We start from the raw sequence: 19312 nt of genomic DNA on the forward strand, positions 1-19312 counted from the left end.
GACGCCGCAGGCTAATCTTCCAGAAAACGCCGGTTAAAACGAATCATATTGCTAATTTCGGCAATATACTCGTCGCCACGTTCGGAGTAGCGACCCAAACCAGCCGCCAGCGCTTCGCCACGGATAGGTTTACGCTCTGCCCTTAACTGCGCCCGGATTTCTCTTAGCGGCTCGTAGGTATGAAAAGTATTCAGGTTATAGAAATAGCTGCGGATACTTTTGGCAGGTGTGTCAAACTTTGCCACCTCATGGCTCTGATCTTCGCCCCGGCTCAGTGGTATCAGGCCGCAACCTTCCCGAAAACACCACTGACCAAAAAAGTTATAACCTTCAACCGCAAAGCGACTGGTGCCCCAGGCAGACTCATTTGCCGCCTGCATCAATACCAGACTGGCGGGTAAAATATCGACCCTTTTTAGTAACTCCTGCAGCATTTGTGGGTCCGACTCGGCAACATCCATCCGGAATTCATCATATAAACTGTATAAAAACGCGTATTCATTAATGTTCAAGCGTTGGTTTTTTTGCTTCTTTTCTGCCAGTTCCAGTAATTGCCGGCGTAAATTGCGTAGCCGGTTGTTTTCACGCTGGACATGCGGCAGCAGATAATTAAAAAATGCTCTTTTTCTGGCATTGGTATCGCCGATAGCATTGAAATCAGGCAGTGGTGTATAGGCAACGGCCGGCTCGGTATAGGCCAGCCGCGCCAGCACCTTTTTCTGGTCGGCCTGACTCAGCGCAGCAATTCTGCCAGGCTGTTGCCACTCATCAAGTGAATCTTGCTGCGGTACCGGCTGTAAGCCAACAAATGGGCTAAGGGCTGCAAAGCCGACAACACACCAGCCAACAACTATTATGCTTTTTTTAATCAAAAAATCACCACTATATTCGGCCGTGTCTAAACCAGCTTATGCCAGCTAAATCAATTACTGCCGCATTAAAACAATGGCTATTTTAGCCTTTGCTTGCCTCAGAATGAACTAAAAAATAATTTACCCTGTTTTTTTACTATTTTTTGTCAACATTTATGGCCGCTGCATTGCAAATCGGCCGCGGTTATGTGAAAACTACACTCTGAAGTTTTAGCTATCTGGATGGATATTATTTTAGGGGGCAAACCGGTTCTGGCTATGAAACCAATTGAACGTTCAACCAAGCTCGATGGAGTATGTTATGACATTCGCGGCCCTGTGGCTCAGGAAGCCAGGCGTATGGAAGAAGAAGGCCACCGTATTCTGAAGCTGAATATTGGTAATCCGGCCCCTTTTGGCTTTGAGGCTCCGGATGAAATTCTTAAGCACGTTATTCATAACCTGCCTACGGCCCAGGGTTATTCTGACTCACAGGGTATTTATCCGGCAAGAGTCGCGGTAGCGCAGTATTATCAGCAGCGCGGGATCAGAGGCGCCGATGCCGATGATGTTTATATTGGCAATGGCGTTTCAGAGCTTATTCTGATGTCATTGCAGGCATTACTGAATAATGACGATGAAGTACTGATCCCCTCGCCCGACTATCCGTTGTGGACGGCAGCGGTTAATCTGGCCGGCGGTAAAGCGGTGCACTATCGCTGTGATGAGCAACAGGACTGGTACCCCGATCTCGCCGATATTAAACAGAAGATCAGTAAAAAAACCAAAGCGATAGTGCTGATTAATCCAAATAACCCGACCGGGGCAGTTTACGATCAGACTTTTTTACTGGAGCTGCTGAAAATAGCCCGTGAGCACCGGCTGGTAGTGTTAAGCGATGAAATTTACGACAAAGTATTGTACGACGGTACTGAGCACATCAGTACGGCGTCGCTGGCTGATGATCTTATAATGCTGACCTTTGGCGGCTTATCAAAAAATTACCGGATAGCGGGCTTTCGGGTTGGCTGGCTATTTATTTCTGGCGCTAAAAACCTGGCCCGCCATTACATTGAAGGGCTGAATGTACTGGCCTCGATGCGACTGTGTGCCAATGTGCCCTGCCAGCATGCCGTGCAAACGGCCCTGGGCGGTTATCAGAGTATTAATGAGCTGGTAGTGCCGGGAGGCCGCTTATATGAGCAAATGAATTTAGCCCATAAGCTGGTAACTGAAATAGATGGTTTAAGCTGCATGCGGCCAAAAGGCGCGATGTATTTATTTCCGAAAATTGATCGCAAGAAAATCCGGATCAAAGACGACGAGCTATTCGTGCTGGATTTTCTGCGTCAGCATAAAGTGTTGCTGGTGCACGGACGGGCGTTTAATTGGCCTGAGCCTGACCATTTCCGGATTGTGTTTTTACCGCACAAAGAACAACTATCAGCGGCGCTTGATAAGCTGGCCCAGTTTTTACCAGGCTACAATCAATAACCCGCTAGCCACCAGAAAAGGTTTCAGGCTGACGTACCAGTGCTGCCACCCTGTAATCTGACCACCAGACGCCTCGTTCTGGTGGTTAGTCACCGCAACCTGGCGTTTAATTTCTTGTTTCTGCGCTAATTTAGCAGTAGGCTTGCGTTATCAAATAGCCGTCCATACCGCTGAATATAATAATGATGACCGACTTTTCGTTTCAACAGGTGTTTGAAAGCCTGACTTCAAAACTGGCCGCCGTAGTGTTTTACGCCTTTGAAATTAATGGTGTTGCTATACCCATGGTATTAATCTGGCTGATTAGTGGGGCATTGGTTTTTACCTGCTATCTCGGTTTTATTAACGTTCGCGGCTTTGGCCATGCCGTTGGCCTGCTCAAAAATAATAAAAGCAGCGGGGCCAGCGGTGAAATCAGCCCGTTTCAGGCCCTGAGTACCGCCCTGTCGGGTACTGTTGGCACCGGCAATATTGCCGGCGTCGCGATTGCCATTAGTCTGGGCGGCCCGGGTGCAACCTTCTGGATGATAGTGGCGGGCTTACTCGGTATGTCGACTAAGTTTGTGGAATGTACCCTGGCAGTAAAGTACCGGCAAATTAACGCCGATGGCAGCGTGTCCGGCGGGCCGATGTACTACATTAAAGCCGCGCTGGATAAATTTAACCTGCCCCTGACCGGCACGGTGCTGGCAATGGCATTTTCAGTGTTTGTTATTTTTGGTTCGGCCGGTTTTGTCCATGTTAATCAGGGTTTTGTCCAGGTGCAATCAGTCACCGGTTTTGATAATGCCTGGCTGTTTGGCGCGGTATATGCGCTACTGGTTGGTGCCGTTATTATTGGTGGTTTAAAAAGTATCGCCCGGGTAACCAGTAAACTGGTACCGCTAATGTGCGGCATTTATCTGGCGGCATCTTTACTGGTGATGTTTACACATTTCAGCGCAATACCCTCTGCTCTTTGGTTAATTGTCCAGGGCGCCTTTACCCCTGAAGCCGGTTACGGTGGTTTTATTGGTGTGCTTATTCAGGGGTTTCGGCGGGCTGCCTATTCAAATGAAGCAGGTATTGGTTCCTCGCCTATAGCCCATGCTGCTGCCCAGACTAAGGATCCGGTTAGTCAGGGTTTTGTCGGGTTACTGGAGCCTTTCATTGATACCGTCGTCATTTGTACCATTACTGCACTGGTAATTATTTTGACCGGCGCTTATCAGACACCGGGGCTGGACGGCGTCCAAATCACCTCGGGCGCTTTTGCCTCAGTCGTCAGCTGGTTTCCATGGGTTTTAATGGTAGCCCTGTTACTGTTTGGGTTTTCCACGGTGATCAGCTGGTCGTACTATGGTTTAACCGGCTGGCGCTATCTGGTCGGCCATGACCAGCGACTGACTCAGCTTTATAAAGTGCTGTTTTGTCTTATTGTCTCAATAGGTGCGGTGCCAAACGTGATGGCGGTATTCGATTTTATTGATTCAATGATATTTTTAATGGCGGTACCTAATATTCTGGCATTGTATCTGTTGTTGCCAGAAGTAAAAGCAGACTTAAAAGCTTACTGGCAAAAATTACCCCGCTAGCGCCATCCAAAATGGGCTAACGGGTGCTATATCTTTAGCAGGACAGCGGTCTCAGGCAGCCTGCTCATCGGCCGGTTTTTTCTCGGCTTTCAATGATGTTTTAGCCATTTCGCCTGGTGCGGAAGTTGGTTTTACTGCCGCTTTCGCTGGCTTTTTCGCGCCCAGCGCCACCAGTAATGCCTCTTTATGCTGGGCCAGATACAAGGCCAGACTTTCGGTTTGCGCGTCGTCGGTTAACAAGCTGCTGGTGTTTAAAAAACTGGCTAATTCATCAGCGGTATCCAGCATTTTGTCATAGGCATCAGCCTCCGCTTTTGAGGTAAACGTCATTTTCTCTACTCCATTGCGCTCTACAATATATTTAACTACCACTGCCATTTTGCTGCCCCTGATTAATTTTAACTGTTGTTTTATACAGTATAATTTAGCCGGTGTCGAGTGCTCGAATTAAAATCAATTGTCGCGTACTATAGCGGGTCTTGCTAAGCTGTTTTACCATGATTAAGGAAGGTTATGTTAGCAATTTGGTCAGCGCGACATTCTGAAGACAGCCATGACCGGCCAAACGATCAGCGTTCGCCCTGGCAACGCGACCGGGCCCGCATTTTACATTCTGCTGCTTTTCGGCGCTTACAATCTAAAACGCAGATTTTAGGTATTGGCCAGAATGATTTTTATCGCACCCGGCTGACCCACTCATTGGAAGCCGCCCAAATTGGCACAGGTTTAGTCAGCCAGCTGGCGAAAAAATCTGCAGAGGATATTCAGACTATCCTGCCGGATCCTAGCCTGATGGAAGCGCTGTGTCTGGCCCATGATATTGGCCATCCGCCGTTTGGTCATGGTGGCGAAACCGCATTGAACTATAAAATGCTGGCAGATGGCGGCTTTGAAGGCAATGGCCAGACCTTACGGATAGTCGCTAAACTTGAGCCCTACACCCAGCAGCATGGCATGGATTTAGCCAGGCGCACCTTGCTGGGCTTATTAAAATACCCGGTATTACAACCCCCATTGCCGGACGTAAGCACCGCAGCTAACCCGCTAAACCTGAACCACTGGAAACCCGCTAAAGCTATCTTTCAGGCCGACGCCGATATTCTGGACTGGATACTGCAACCATTAAGCACCGCTGACCGCGATATTTTTCAGCAGGTAGATACCCTGGCACAGTCACCTTTTATAAAGTCGCGCTACAAATCGCTTGATGCGTCTATTATGGAGCTGGCAGATGATATCGCTTACGGCGTGCATGACTTAGAGGATGCCATTGTGCTGGGTAATGTCAGCTACAGTCAGTGGCAGCACTACACCGGGGATGACATGCAGCAACTGGGCGCCAAATTATTCAGTAGTGAGCATCATATCCGAAAAGATGCCATAGGCGCCCTGGTTAACCGGCTTATTACTTCGGTAGAGGTGTATCAGGCGCTGCCGCAAGCCACAGAGCCGCTAATCCGTTATAACGCCCGCTTACCGGGCGCCGAAACTGCCCTGCTGCACAGCCTGAAACAACTGGTATTTAACTGTGTTATTCGCCAGCCATTAATTCAGCAGTCACGGTTTCGTTGCCAGAATATGTTATTGCAGCTGTTTGATGCTTTTGCCTCCGATCCAAGCCGCTTGTTGCCACTTAACACCCAACAGCGTTGGCACAGCGCCAGTGAGCATGGCCAGGGTATGCGGGTAATTTGTGATTACATTTCCGGCATGACTGACGATTACGCTGAGCGGATGCATAAAACCCTGTTCGGGCCTTTCTGAACAAAGGTCGCTTAACTGTTTACCTGTAACTGGAGAACTCCGCAGTTTTGAATACACTTCGTGTGCTGGCCGGCCCCGGTGCCATGGCCCATATTAACCAACATGGCCTGCAGGCCGATGATATCAGCGTAATGGTCGGTGCCAGTGGTGGCCCCAAATGGTTCAGCCTGTATGGTCTGGATCAGTACCTGCTGGCGGAGTTTTTTAAAGGACGCACTAAGCCACTGCATTTACTCGGCAGTTCGGCCGGCGCCTGGCGCTTTGCCTGCTATGCCCAGGCCGATCCGGTTGCTGCCTCACAGCGCTTTGCCAAAGCTTACTCGACCATCTGCTACCCTGCCGGCGCAGATATTAACGAAGTCACCCGCATTTCAGCAGCAATCATTGACGAGGTATTCCAAAGCGAACAGCAGTTAACCGAGGTGCTGGACAATCCAGTAATGAAGCTGAACCTGATCGTTGCTAAAGCCAAAGGGATCAACCGTAGCCAGCGCAAGTTATGGCAGGCAGCCGGGTTAACCCTTGCTGCCGGCGCCAATTTGCTGAACCGGCGCAACCTGCAGCACTTTTATCAGCGGGTACAGTTTTACCCAGAGCATAGCCCGGCGCCCTTTCATCGTTATACCGGCCTGCCGACCCAGCATGTGCCATTAAGTCAGGCAAACTTGCGCCAGGCAGTAATGGCCAGCGGCTCTATTCCGTTGGTATTGTCACCGGTAAAAGACATCGCCGGAGCCGGCCCGGGCCTGTATTATGATGGTGGCATTACCGACTATCATTTCGACCTGCCGTTCAGTAGTCACGGCCTGGTACTATATCCGCACTTTTACCCTCACCTTACTCCGGGCTGGTTCGATAAAGCGTTAAAATGGCGCAAAGCAAAAGCCGCGCATTTACATAATGTCGTGCTGCTTTGCCCCAGTGCCAGCTGGGTAGCCAGCTTACCCAATGGTAAAATACCCGACAGAAACGACTTTAAGCTCAGTGACGCGCAGCGGTTAACTAACTGGCAAATTGTGCTGGAACGCTCTCATGAACTGGCCACGGCATTTGCCCGCGGCCAGTATCAATTGGAAGCCTTATAACGGCATAGGCTAAATAATTGCTGGGGTTAGTTATTCGCCGATGTTTCTTTATCTGCCTCAGCTGTTGTCGCAGTTAATGGCGTAATGCTGAACTTAGTAGGCACAATATCCAGCTTTACCCCGAACGCACTGCCGCTATCGAGCAAGCCATCAAGGTATTGCCAGTAACCGGTCGTGTAGTCATCCTGACTAAAGCGCAGGGTAAAGCCCACTCCGTCACCCTGATGCAGATAGCTGACAACTTCCTTTGTGCCTTTATTATCAACCAGGTCAAAGGTCAGCATGTCTTTTAATCTGCTATTGCGGCTAAACACGCCTGATACCACCGGTTTTGCCAGGTTAAGATACTCGTGACCAACAGTGGCTGATTTCAGCGGGTTCGCCACAAACTGCTCGGTATCAAAATGATAATGATCCCCGCCCTGCATGACGCTAACCCGCACATTTTCAATATGATAACCATGGGGGTTGTCAACCCGTCTGGCGTTAGAAACATCTATTGCCGTAACAGCGCCAGCACCAATCGCCTGAGCACTGTTGTTATGCGCGGTGTAAACCAGCGCAGTATTTTCATCAATACCAAAGCCCATCGGGTAGGTGGTTTTATTGAGTTCTGCTGCTACAATCAGGCGGCCAAAACGGGCCTTGCGATCAAAATGCTGATCAATAATTGCATGCGGGAAAAACCCCAACCCCCGCGCCAGCATTAACGGCCCGTTTTCCTGATCCTGCATCCCATTGTAGCTTTCAGTAGTGCCCTCAGTAAGTGCGCCCCAGGAATCCCCGGCAGCAATCATCACATCGCTCATCATGGCAGCGCCGGCGCTGGTGCCCCCTACTACGCCACCTCGCTGATAAAGGGCCCAAATCGCTTCCAGCAACACCGACTGCTGACCGTCAGGCGCCAGTGTCGCGGTAATATTCAGCTGATCACCCCCTAAAAACCAGACGGCGGTGTACTGGCTAAGCTGTTCAGCCAGCTTAATATCGGTTGCGCCACGACGCCACTGACTCTCATCGACATCTTTGCTGCTTTTGTCATCACTAACGGCCACCGGGAACAAGGTCATCTGATCTTCATCCAGGCCATAACGCTGCATATCATCCTGAAATTGCTTAAAATACTTTACCGGTTGGCCACTGGCGGCCGGAATAACCGCTATCCGCGCCTGCAGCTCACCGCCGGCCAATTCAATAAACCGCTGGTATACTTCGGCGTTTGACCCTGCCAGCGCGCCCCCCACCAACACCAGGGACCCTTTATCTACCGCTGGTTTTGGCTCAGGTATGTCGGCTTCAGTGCAACCGAATAACAGGCCTAAACTTAAAGCTGAAACCGGAATTGAAATAAATGTGTGCCTTATTTTGTGTTTATATGTGTACTTCGCTGAGTGCTTCACCAGATTTGCTCCATCTTTATGCTTTTAGTATTTTTGCTTTTTAGTCTGTTAGCGGGCAGTTATTTTTATTGTGGCCCACCGCACAGAGTACCAGATTTAAACTGGTAAGGTCACTCACTTAGCAGTAAGCTGGGGCTATACTACATTTTTAACTCAGCAATAAGATCAACGCTGTACCGGAGGTTTTTGCCATGCTTAGTTCGCTGTTACTCACCCTGTTTATCGCCATGCTACTGCCCTTTTTAGCCAAAGCCCCACTGGCCTTTGCCATGCAAAAAGCCGGCGGCTATGACAACAACAACCCCAGAGAGCAGCAAGCTGCGCTAAAAGGCTTCGGCCAGCGCGCCAACGCCGCCCACTACAACAGTTTTGAAGCCCTGATTATTTATGGCTGTGCAGTATTAACTGCCATCGCAGCTGGCGCAGGCACCGTAGATAACACCACGGTAATACTAGGCTGGGTATTTATCGCCAGCCGCATCCTGTATTTACTGTGCTATTGGCTCGATTACGCCACTCCCCGCTCCACCATCTGGCTGGTAGGCATGATAGCGGCGTTTAGCATGGCTGGCCGAGCGATGTTGGGATGATTCTTTAAACGGTATCAATTATTTTCTTGATGCCGTTGCTTATGTATTTAAGTAGAAGTTCTTTCTGAGCCACACTTGCATTCATAGATGGTAGCAACCCCGATAAATCAATATCCTTAACCAAGAAGTAGCAGTTTATATGCTCTGAGATGATTTTTAACTTGTTAACATCGTATAAATTTAACAGTTTGCGCTGATGGTTATCAGACCAGTTGAAGTCTTCATTAACACTCTCGAACTGAAAAGGATAAAGTACTAGCGCCAATGCACTGGAATTTGTTGCAGACTTGGCTTTCGTCAATTCAACTGTCATAAATTTTCGCAACTATTTTTTGCAATGATCTTTTGTAATGCTTGCTCTAACATCCTGATGAATTTCTCTGCCCGTTCTGGATTGCTGTAATCTTGCAGAGCAATGGCATAATCAACAGAATCAAAATGTGAGATGGAATTAATGACGTTCAGCAAATTGGACACCTCATTTTTGAACCGGACTAAATGACTTGGACAGGCACTAAATAACAACCCCGACATCCCGACAAATGACTTGGACAGGCACTAAATAACAACCTCAACATCCAAAATCTGACAAATGACTTGGACAGGCACTAAATAACAACCTCAACATCCAAAATCTTGACAGCCTGCCAAACGGCAACTAGCTTTACTGTATATTTAAACAGTCATCAGGTGTGGTATGCCCAGACCCCGCAAAGCCCTCATCGCTGTCGAGGAAACACCTTACTACCATGTCATCTCCCGCTGTGTGCGCAGGTCTTTTTTGTGCGGCATGGACAGTGAGACGGGTGAAAATTACGAACACCGCCGGACCTGGATTGAGCAGCGCATTCGCTTGCTGGCTTCACTGTTTGCTATCGACATTTGTGCCTACGCGATTATGTCTAACCATTTGCACATCGTGGTTAAACTCCAGCCAGAGCAGGCAAAGGACTGGAATACTCAAGACGTGCTGTTGCGCTGGACCAGTCTTTTTAAGGGAACGCTGCTGGTGCAACGTTATCTGGCCGGCAGTGCTCTCAGTGCCGCCGAGCTGGACACCGTAAACAGTTGTGTCGAGGTCTATCGCCAGCGCCTGACCAGCCTCAGTTGGTTTATGAAATGCCTTAACGAGCCCATTGCCCGTCAAGCCAATCAGGAAGATGGTTGCACCGGCCACTTCTGGGAGGCCAGATTTAAATCCCAGGCATTACTGACCGAAGAGGCTCTGCTATCCTGCATGGCCTATGTTGACCTGAACCCGGTTCGCGCTAACATTGCAGAAACACCGGAAGGCTCAGACTACACCAGCATCAAAGAGCGGCTAACACCAACATTTAATTTGGCACACGCCATTGCCGAACAAACCCGGCAAGGTAACATTCAACACTTCAGCCACGCACTCAAGCCCTTACTGCCTTTTGAAGGGGCGCAGGTTGAACAGCTGCAACAGGGTATTTTGTTCAGTCTGAAAGATTATCTTCAGCTGCTGGACTACACCAGCCGTGCTATCCGGCCAAGCCAACCCGGTAGCACTGTCAACCCGTTGCCGCCTATCCTGCAGCGGATCAATCTCGGCCAACAAGACTGGCTGGCACGCGCCACCCAATTCGAAGCGCGCTACAATACACACTTTAGCCGACGCGCCCACCGAGACACCGCCTGACATATTTCGCAAGTCCTCAATAACAATATTTTCCTGCCGCGAACGTGCGTTCCTGAGCTGTCATACCTGAAAGTGCCACAAAATCACATCAGGCACGATCATTTGCCCTGTTAAAGCCCTCTGCCACTATTCATCTTGTGTTGAATTAGCTCTGCATACACAGCAACATCAGTATTTGATGGCGTGATTGCCTATCCCCTCTCAGTTGTGCCTGTCTTAGATCTCTTACCGAGACACCGCCTGAGATATTTCTCCGGTCCTCAATAACAATATTTACCTGCCGTGAACGTGCGTTCCTGAGCTGTCATACCTGAAAGTGCCACAAAATCATATCAGGCACGATCATTTGCCCTACTGGAGCCGTCTGCCACTGTTCTTCTTCCGTCACATTAGTTTTGTATATAAACAACATCTGTATGTGATGGCGAGATTGCCTAAAACTTCTCAATTGTGCCTGTCTTCTATCTGCTATTGGAATTTATTAACTAAATTGTTTAATTACACCATCGATAATATTAGGGTCTGGTTTGTAGTCATACTTTAGAACGTTATATATCAAAGAGGTCTTAAAGTAGTAGACAGTGGCATCTGTTTTAAGAATTACTTCTGCCTCAGCAAGAGATATGTGTTCATCGTTCCATTCAAATATACATTTATCTGGGTATCCAGATACTTTTGAAACAGCAATATGCCTCCTAAGATTGACCAGCAAGCCCTGACGATAACACTTTACTAATGCACTAATTAACATTGCCTTAAGTTCAGTTTCTTCAGTAGTAAAAATTTGGTCTGGTAAATAATCGGGAATATAGATTTCATTGCTATCATGAATGTAAATTCCACCCGGTGAACTACCAAATATCAAGCTTTTATCCATTGGCCATCAACCTCTACAAAAAACTCACCGTTTACTTTCTTATAAACGCCGTCAGTATGGAAAATTAAATCAGCATTTTCGTGATCTTCATCAAACGTGCAAGCTGCCCATCGGCAATTGCCCATATCTGGCTTCAACAACTGGTCAATCGTCGTAGGTTTGTTAACCTGAGTTGAAGTTGGCTGAATGTTTAATGCTCCACAGGTAGGATACAGGCAATACATTGGTATTGTCTCACCTGATTTAAATGTTCGACTGTATGCGTCCTCTAGGGGCTCCCAATTTTCTATTGCAACTCCGAGATCATCTGTTATCACAGCACCATCTTTACTAAAAAATGTAATTGAGGTTCCTTCCGGTACAACTGTTTTTTTAGTGGTATTAACGGAACCATGGCCTGCAAATACTGCCCCTCTTTTTACATCCCCCTCCTTACAACTCAACCCCAACGGATCCACCCAGTTCACATGATTAGGCGCGTACTGGTAGTGGTTAATGCCGCCTAGCAGGCCTATTGGGTCCTGGCTGATAAAGCGGCCGGTTTCCGGGTCGTAGTAACGGAAATGGTTATAGTGTAACCCGGTTTCGCTGTCAAAGTACTGGCCCTGCAAGCGGATTGGGTTGTCAATTTCATTACGCGTTACTTTCGCTTTACCGAAAACTGAGTAGCTGGCTTGCCAGACAATATTGTTGTCGCTGTCGGTTAGGGATAGCGGCGTGCCCAGTTGGTCGAGCTGGTAATAATATACCTCACCATTTTTTAGCAGCAGCAGCGGTTTGTTGGTTCCGGGCTCGTAGATATACCAGATATTCTGACCAGAACTGCATTCACCAATAAGCTTGTCAGCGTCCCAGTAGTATTCGGTGCGCTCGCCGCCGCTGATTTTGGCACTACGCCGGCCCAAGGCATCGTACTCATAACGACTGATAGACACCATTACAACTAACACTGGTTAACTGGTTAAAGCCATTAAATTCACGCTGCTGCGTAGTTGCAGCGGCTTTTGAGTGCTTATCCACGTTAGTACCGGCATTGGCACTAGTGCCGACCGTGGCGGTGAGTTGGTTGCCACTGTCGTCATACTGAAATTGTTTGTCATGATAACGCAGCAGCCGGTCCTGCTTAACTTCAATACCATCGCCTACGGGGTTACCAAAACTGTCCCACTGATGCGTTTCATTCTGGTCTGAATCATCGCTGTGCTGCTTACTGATAAGCTGATCCAGCTTATTGTACTGGTACTCGGTAGTACCCAGTTGGTTATCCGTTACTTTTTTCAGCTGATGCAACGCCGTGTAACTGTACTGGCGTTGCTGATTTTGGCTACCACGGCGCCACTGCTGAGTGGTTAGGCGGTTAAAGGCATCAAATTGCTGCTCGAGCAATAAGCCGCTGTGATACTCGCGGACGGTTTCGCGGCCGGCAGCATCGAAGGTACGCCACAATAGCGGCTGCTGATTCACCGCCAGCTGCGCCAACTGGCCTTCTTCGTTGTAACGGTAATCCAGCGTATTGCCGTCAGGTAATATGGTACTGCTGCACTTGCCTTGCTGGTTATACTGATACGCAATACAGCTGTCGTCCTGCCAAATCTCGGTTGGCTGGCCGTTTAAATGGTAATTAAAGCGCAGTTTGCGCTGGCCATTACTGGCCCGCAGCACCCGGCCAATTTTATCGTAATGAAAATGGTTGCTGGCCAGGCTCTGGCCATGCAGCGCGGTTTGTTCGGTAACGCGGCCACGTTTATCACGCTTTACTTTCAGCTGGCGTTTACTGCCATCGCGAACACTGGCCACCAAGCCATTTAAATCATATTGTAATTGCTGCTGGCGACCATCAAATCCTTGTAACCGAACCGGCCGCTCCTGTGCATCATACTCCAGCTGATAGCGGGCACCGTCGCTGCGCATAATAGCGGTTAAGTTGCGCTCGTTATCGTACTGGTAATTAAAAGCACTGCCATCGGCCTGCAGTAAACTTGGTTGACTGGCTTAAACCGCCATACTGACGCTCGATAACGTCGCCATGGGCATTGGTGGTCGTCAGTAACCGGCCGCTGCTGTCATAGCTAAAATGCTGCTCGAGCGGCTCTGCCGTGTTATCTGCAGGATACTGGACTTGCTTTAACAGCTTGCCTGCCTGGTTATAATGGTATTCAGTAACCAGACCACTTGCATCAACCACGCCATTTAAACGGCCCAGGCTATCATAGCTGTAACGGGTCAGCGCATCGTTGTGTTTCACCGCCAGCAACTGGCTTTCATCACTCCATAATAAACGCTGAAGGCCACCGCCTGGCAGATATACCCGTTCCAGCTGATTATTACTGCCATACTGATAACGCGTTACCAAATTGTCGGGGCCGGTTTCCGCTAGCAACAAGCCGGCAGCGCTGTATTCCCGGCGCCACTGGCGGCCTTCAGCGTCTATAATTACGCTGCGCTGACCCAGCTCGTTATATTGAAAATGAGTAATGGCGCCGTCGGCCTGCTCAAGGGTAACCAGTTGGCCGTTGTCGTTGTAGTAAAAGCGGGTTTTGCTGCCATCAGGCAAGGTCTCGGTGGTTTTTTTACCCTGCTTATTCCAGCTGTATTGCCAGGTTGCACCGTCGGGCGCTACTTTTTTCAGCAGCAGGTTACATTCGTTATGAAAATACTGCCAGCGATGGCCATTACCATCAATGCTGGTGGCGCTGCGATTTGTGTCATCGTAGCTGAAACGATAGTCATAAATACCGTCGTCGCCCCAGTTACGCACACAACGGGCGGCCGGGCCGCTGCCTTGCCAGCTGAAGTAATGACAAAAGCCACTGGCTCGTTGGCGCACAGTAAGTAAATGCTGGCTGTACTGATACTTTTCAGTTTCAGTCCCACTGTTTACCGCACTAATCAGCTCATCTTTATCATTGTAGTAATATTGCGCCAGCACGATACCGGTTGCTTGCGACCCTTTATCACTCTTATCATTTTTGCTGAGGCTTACCGCTTCAATCCGGCTAAGCAAACCAGCACTGTTGTAATGCAGTTCAATACCTTTTTTGCCGGTGTAATCTATCCGGCTTAACCGGCTTTGCTGGTTATAGTACAGCTGCAGACAGCGTCCGACACTGTCCATCACCTGATGCAATACCCAACGCTTATTGTGCTCGTTTCGCGCCGTTTTTACTGCGGGCACAAACACCCAATGGGTATTGTCGGGTTTCAGCAGTACCAGGCTGCCATCGACCTCTGCACGCAATGCCAACTCTTCAGCCAGCTGATAACTGGTTTGACCGGGTGCAGGCCTTACGAAATGCAGCTGGCGGCCTTCTTCATTAACTAACTGCAGCGACACCGTACCGGCTTCGTCGGTCACGCTATCAATATACAAATTGAAATTACTGCGCCAGCCATAACCAAAACCGATGTTCTGGTGGCTCTGACTGGAGCGATAGGTCCGTCGCCACGCGATAGGCAGGGGCCCGGCCAGTTCAAAATCAGTTAATTCAAGAATTTCCTCACCGGTACACATGGATACCGGGTCGCCACAGGTCTCAACTTTAGCAGTCTCAGGGGTCTGTTTACTTGCAGCGTTCGCGCCGACCTGCTCAGACACAATGCTGTCAGTAGCCCCAGCCGGCGCTTCTGTAGCTTTACCTCCGCGCTCCAGCGTTTTACTGCTGGCAGGCGGTGGCGTAACTGATTCAGGCGCAGTCAGTACAACTTTACGCTCTGGTAGCTGCAGAATAAGCAGCTTTCCCTCTTGCAGCGCGCTCGCAAGCGTGCGGCAAAGTTCGGCATCGCGCACTGCGCTCCAGGGGGCGGCTAAATCTGCCGCAACTAACTGACTGCAAAACCACTGATACACATGGCGGATACTGTCGCTTTGACTGGCATTACGGTCAAACGACTGGCGGATCCAGTTAGTCGCCGCATCACGACTGGCAAACTGCAGCGGTGTGCCACTTTGTCCCTGGCTCTCAGTGCAAAATAAATACATTTTGCCCGAGCGGGATTTAAGGGTTAAAGAATGCGCAGCCATGCCAATAATTGTCCTTAAAATTCAGAGATACTGCCGGCTTGCTGCCAGCTGAAAACGGCGACAGCGCGGTATATTCGCTCCGAAATCTCGCACTGCAGGGTTAAGCCTTTATGGTTTGCATTGCTATAAGCCAGATATAAATGCAAAAACCGGTAAAGCCCACCGGCGGCACCAAGCTCACCTGTGCTGTAGGCCGGCAAACTCAACTGGGTACTTTTCTCAACACACGATGCCAAACGCGGGTAGTGTGCCTGCCAGCACGCAGTCAGCTCACTGCTGCCATTGTCCGGCAGATAAAGCCGCGCCAGGGCGCTGTCGGTATTAGCCGCAACCGCATCAAATAACTGCGCTATTGCTAACTCTTCTGTTGCACTACTTACCGTGGCATCTGCAGCCAGATAGTGACAGCGCAGGCCGGTTGTACTCTGTTCTAACGCAAGCGCCACTGCGCCTTCTGACCATATAACGTTGTCGCTGATCTGATATTCAGTAAGCTCCGCCATCGACGGCTCATTTACTGGCATTGCCGACACCGGGCTATCCAGGCCAATAATCCAGACCACCGACTCACCAGCCGTCAACAGTTGCCTGGCCGCGTTTATTGCCATCAGGGCCGCACTGCGTCCATAGGGAAATAGCTGGCAGGCACTATGGCCTAGCAGCTCTGGAAATACCTGGCGCAAGGTCTGTACCACGGCTGCTAATGCCTGCTCCCCGGCCAGTTGCTCCGGTAGCACTAGTAGCACCGGCGCCGCATCAGGCTGCAAGCTTAATTGTGACAGCAACTTGTGCAACATGGCCACTAAGCACCCGGTAAACGACATGCCGGGATCAACAATATCAGCGTTCTTCAGGCGGTTAACCTGTCTTAGCTCGCCAGCCTGACTTACCAGAACCGGCTCTACCGGCATCACATCCAGCTGCAATGCCCACTCAGTATCAGCGGTTTTGCCAAGTACTGCGGCATAATCTGCTACTCTCAGGCAAGTGGCCATACACCACCCTGCCAGTTATTCGGCTCCGCCAGCGCTAATCCCGGTTGCTTTAATACCAAGAAGTGCGGCAGCCGCAAAACGCTGGTACTGATTTCCGTTAGTCCATGTCTCAGCTAAGTTAAGATCTGTTACTGCTCTCCCGGCAACAAGGTGCTGTTCACTGACGGGTATCGGCATACCTGCTGCCTGCGGCTCTCGCTGCACGATATCGGCAGTCAGACTGCCCAGCATTGTTATCAGAGCACTATGCGCCGCGGCCTGATGGGCGGGCTGTCTAGCGAGATCCAGTAACAGTGGCAGAAACTTGCTCTGGCCACTAAAGCCCATAGCATTAATGGCCAGACTTATATCAGTCTGGCCCAGGGCATTAACTATTTGTACTTTTCGCTTAGCCGGGGCAGCCAACAACAACAATTGCAGCTGCCGTGGCGTCAGGCATTCTGCATGTTGCAGCTGTTGAACTAAATACACCTCATCAGACTTTTGCCCCAGCAAATATAAGCTGTACTGTAATTCAGCCTGTATGGCCGCACTCTGTTGCTGCGCATCAGCCAACCGCTGCAGTACTGCGCGCTGCTCAGTCAGGCCACAATGTCCGGCTAACTGCACTGCACTTCTTAAATCAAGAGCCTGCATGGTCTGATACATGTTGGCAGCAACTGCTTTATTCGCCAGCAAACACAGCAACTGGCTTTGATCAGCCCGATGATACTGCTGCACATAGTGTGCAGTTGGTTGCTGCTGCAAAGCCAGCCAGATTGCAGCCAGCAACGCCTGAGCAGATAACGGCATTGGCAGCGATAGCAACGTATCCAGCTTTGCCGCACTATTATCCAGCAAAACTCTCAGCCAGGGTGGTAACTCGGGATCCCTGCTGTCCAGATATCGCTGACATAAACGGACACTCTGCAGTAGCCGGTAATCGTGCTGCTGTAACTGGCTAAGCGTAATATAATCGCTACTGGCCAGACTTAAGCGCTGTAGCCACAACACATGCGTGCGCTCTGCCAGATCAGTGAACGTTTGCATCATGCCTTAGCCACCAATCAACACTGTTGGCACACCCACTACAATCTTGCCACCGTGGGCAGTATCATCACCCAGCCGGGCAGCGTTTTTACCGTTGATAAATACAGTAGCGGAACCACCACTAATGCTATCTGGCGGTCCGACACAAAGTAACTTGTCGCCCTTTCTCGCCGCCGGCATACCTGAAATGCTGACATTAGGTGAACCCTGCAATACCGGTCCGCCGACATGCGGCACCTGGCCAGTCACTTTAGGACAGACATGCATACAACCAATTATTGCAGCGGGTTTGCTCATATTTCACCTCTGTTGCAGCGGGGTCATCATAAAATCTGGCTCAGCCAGAAGCTTAATTAATGCTAACCTTGGCACCATTAATGGTAATTTTGACACCCTTAATCGCTATCGAACCGTCACTTTTCATGGCAATAGAAGCGGCACCGGTTTTAATGGTAATGGCATCTCCTGCTTCAATAGTCAGCGACTTACCTACTTTATGCGTTTCAGCGCCATCTACTTTAGTGTTGCGATCTTTATTTACCGTGTCGCTGTCATTGCCTTTAATCAGCCGGGTACTGTCATTATCAATATTGATTTGCTGATCATTTTCCACCTGCAGTTCAAAATTCTTTTCCGCATGCAGATAAAGCAACTCGTCGCCCTTTTTATCTTCAAAGCGAATTTCATTAAAGTTGCCAGTGCCACCGCCCTCACTGGAACGGCTTTTCACGCCGCTCTGGGTTTTATCAACTGGTAAATCATAAGGGGGCATGTGGTCAGAATTATAAACCGCACCGATGATCACCGGCTGGTCCGGATCGCCGTTCAAAAACTCGACTAATACTTCCTGATCGCGCCGCGGATAAAAGAACATGCCCCACTTTTTACCTGCCCAGTTCTGACTGACCCGGATTGGGCAGGAGCTTTCATGATCAGTTACATCGCTGCGGTCCCAGTGAAACTTTACGGTAACCCGGCCAAGTTCATCAACAGAGATTTCCTCGCCTCCCTTACAGGTAACCGTTGCCGTTTGCACCCCTTTCACCAGTGGTTTTGCGGTTTGCAATAATGGCCGGTACGCCACGTCCTTGGGCACACACCGAAAACTGTTAGTGATCACTTTTTCCGCACTCTGATTAGCACCAGCCTGGTTAATAATGGCAGCGTCTAAGCGCAGGTCGGTAATCACATATTGCTTACCCACTTCTGCTTTATCTTCGTGCTCACTGATAGTAAAAGTACGACCGGCAGTAAAACTACGGCAGCTGCTGGCCCCCTGCTGCATCGCCATATCGCGCTGCAATGCTTCCAGTCTAATGGTTGCGATGGCTTTGGTGCGGCTGTGGGTTTCGGCTTCTGCGGCATAATTAAATATTTCATAGTCAGCATGTTTGCTGACCAGACTGCCTTTGCCGTAGGTACCAGTGGGCAGTGACTTGGGCTTTTCCAGGTTGTAACCGCGCTGAACAAACTTACCCGGCACCATCCGCAAGGCTTTTTGCCATTGATTAATATGGGCTTCTGCCAGGGTGCCCGTATGAAACTTAACATTCTTTTCCAGACAAGGTTCATACGCCGTGGCTTTATCGGCCATGATCAGCTTATGCTGGCCTTTGCTGTGTTCAAAAAAGTAGAAAATGCCTTCCTGCTCAAGCAACCGACTGATAAAACTGAAATCCGCCTCCTCATACTGCACTTTGTATTCGTAATCAGGATAACTACCACTGATCTTGGAGCTGGCATCCAGTTTAATGCCATGTTCTGAGGCCAGCGTTTCGACGATTTTCAATACATTTTGGGCTTTAAAAATGCGACTATTCACCTTATGCTGCATGTACCAGGCTGCCGGAACGATAGTAAGATGATAGTCGCGAAAATTGTTGCCGCCGGCTTCTTTATTAACCCGTAAACCCAGGGCATTAAGCTCTGCCACCACGCCATGAATGTAGCGTTGAGTGTTATTACCTAA

General features: G+C 49.5%; 18 protein-coding genes. 6 read left to right on the forward strand and 12 right to left on the reverse strand.

Annotated features, from left to right (window positions below):
* Positions 1 to 11: 11 nt before the first annotated feature.
* Positions 12 to 872 carry a glucosaminidase domain-containing protein gene (locus tag KG631_RS01930; protein WP_213994983.1) on the reverse strand — a complete coding sequence of 287 codons (861 nt, stop codon included), beginning with the start codon at positions 870 to 872 and terminating at the stop codon, positions 12 to 14.
* Positions 873 to 1130: 258 nt separating this feature from the next.
* On the opposite strand from KG631_RS01930, the gene KG631_RS01935 reads away from it, so the two are divergent.
* Both KG631_RS01935 and KG631_RS01940 read left to right on the forward strand, forming a co-directional pair.
* Entirely contained in the window at positions 1131 to 2345 is a 1215-nt protein-coding gene (locus KG631_RS01935) for a pyridoxal phosphate-dependent aminotransferase (RefSeq protein WP_213994984.1), read from the forward strand.
* A gap of 182 nt (positions 2346 to 2527) precedes the next feature.
* Positions 2528 to 3919 (forward strand): alanine/glycine:cation symporter family protein, encoded by a 1392-nt coding sequence (locus tag KG631_RS01940; RefSeq protein WP_213994985.1) that lies wholly within the window; start codon positions 2528 to 2530, stop codon positions 3917 to 3919.
* Between the two features lie 51 nt (positions 3920 to 3970).
* Here KG631_RS01940 and KG631_RS01945 read toward each other — a convergent pair whose 3' ends face one another.
* Positions 3971 to 4297 carry a YebG family protein gene (locus KG631_RS01945; RefSeq protein WP_213994986.1) on the reverse strand — a complete coding sequence of 109 codons (327 nt, stop codon included), beginning with the start codon at positions 4295 to 4297 and terminating at the stop codon, positions 3971 to 3973.
* Positions 4298 to 4432: 135 nt separating this feature from the next.
* Between KG631_RS01945 and KG631_RS01950 the strand changes: the two genes are divergently transcribed.
* Positions 4433 to 5683, forward strand: coding sequence for an anti-phage deoxyguanosine triphosphatase (locus tag KG631_RS01950; RefSeq protein WP_213994987.1), 1251 nt, complete (start codon positions 4433 to 4435; stop codon positions 5681 to 5683).
* A gap of 47 nt (positions 5684 to 5730) precedes the next feature.
* Positions 5731 to 6768, forward strand: coding sequence for a patatin-like phospholipase family protein (locus KG631_RS01955; RefSeq protein WP_301003535.1), 1038 nt, complete (start codon positions 5731 to 5733; stop codon positions 6766 to 6768).
* 26 nt (positions 6769 to 6794) lie between these two features.
* Here KG631_RS01955 and KG631_RS01960 read toward each other — a convergent pair whose 3' ends face one another.
* On the reverse strand, positions 6795 to 8168 hold the full coding sequence (locus KG631_RS01960) for a cyanophycinase (protein ID WP_365868039.1): 1374 nt from the start codon (positions 8166 to 8168) through the stop codon (positions 6795 to 6797).
* A 191-nt stretch (positions 8169 to 8359) separates the two neighbouring features.
* On the opposite strand from KG631_RS01960, the gene KG631_RS01965 reads away from it, so the two are divergent.
* Entirely contained in the window at positions 8360 to 8758 is a 399-nt protein-coding gene (locus KG631_RS01965; protein ID WP_213994988.1) for an MAPEG family protein, read from the forward strand.
* 4 nt (positions 8759 to 8762) lie between these two features.
* On the opposite strand, the gene KG631_RS01970 is transcribed toward KG631_RS01965, so the two are convergent.
* Positions 8763 to 9071: a hypothetical protein gene (locus KG631_RS01970; protein ID WP_213994989.1), complete on the reverse strand. Its 309-nt coding sequence runs from the start codon at positions 9069 to 9071 to the stop codon at positions 8763 to 8765.
* A 384-nt stretch (positions 9072 to 9455) separates the two neighbouring features.
* Here KG631_RS01970 and KG631_RS01975 point away from each other — a divergent pair, with 384 nt between their 5' ends.
* The gene (locus KG631_RS01975; protein ID WP_213994990.1) at positions 9456 to 10421 is read left to right on the forward strand and encodes a transposase; all 966 of its coding nucleotides are present in this window, start codon (positions 9456 to 9458) and stop codon (positions 10419 to 10421) included.
* Between the two features lie 481 nt (positions 10422 to 10902).
* Here the strand turns inward: KG631_RS01975 and KG631_RS01980 are convergent, their stop codons facing one another.
* From KG631_RS01980 to tssI, 8 genes are all read right to left on the reverse strand, one after another.
* Positions 10903 to 11298, reverse strand: coding sequence for a hypothetical protein (locus KG631_RS01980; protein WP_213994991.1), 396 nt, complete (start codon positions 11296 to 11298; stop codon positions 10903 to 10905).
* Positions 11283 to 12236: an RHS repeat-associated core domain-containing protein gene (locus KG631_RS01985; RefSeq protein WP_213994992.1), complete on the reverse strand. Its 954-nt coding sequence runs from the start codon at positions 12234 to 12236 to the stop codon at positions 11283 to 11285. The genes KG631_RS01980 and KG631_RS01985 overlap by 16 nt, the downstream gene beginning before the upstream one ends.
* Entirely contained in the window at positions 12214 to 13209 is a 996-nt protein-coding gene (locus KG631_RS01990; protein WP_213994993.1) for a hypothetical protein, read from the reverse strand. Before KG631_RS01990 ends, KG631_RS01985 begins: the two co-directional genes overlap by 23 nt.
* A gap of 37 nt (positions 13210 to 13246) precedes the next feature.
* The gene (locus KG631_RS01995) at positions 13247 to 15319 is read right to left on the reverse strand and encodes a DUF6531 domain-containing protein (RefSeq protein WP_213994994.1); all 2073 of its coding nucleotides are present in this window, start codon (positions 15317 to 15319) and stop codon (positions 13247 to 13249) included.
* A gap of 14 nt (positions 15320 to 15333) precedes the next feature.
* Entirely contained in the window at positions 15334 to 16314 is a 981-nt protein-coding gene (locus tag KG631_RS02000; RefSeq protein WP_213994995.1) for a hypothetical protein, read from the reverse strand.
* A 15-nt stretch (positions 16315 to 16329) separates the two neighbouring features.
* Positions 16330 to 17346, reverse strand: coding sequence for a hypothetical protein (locus KG631_RS02005; protein WP_213994996.1), 1017 nt, complete (start codon positions 17344 to 17346; stop codon positions 16330 to 16332).
* Between the two features lie 3 nt (positions 17347 to 17349).
* Positions 17350 to 17640, reverse strand: coding sequence for a PAAR domain-containing protein (locus KG631_RS02010; RefSeq protein WP_213994997.1), 291 nt, complete (start codon positions 17638 to 17640; stop codon positions 17350 to 17352).
* A 52-nt stretch (positions 17641 to 17692) separates the two neighbouring features.
* The coding region (gene tssI / locus KG631_RS02015) for a type VI secretion system tip protein TssI/VgrG (protein WP_213994998.1) at positions 17693 to 19312 on the reverse strand (1620 nt) is incomplete at its 5' end.

This window comes from Arsukibacterium sp., from assembly GCF_018402695.1.
Lineage (GTDB): Bacteria > Pseudomonadota > Gammaproteobacteria > Enterobacterales > Alteromonadaceae > Alishewanella.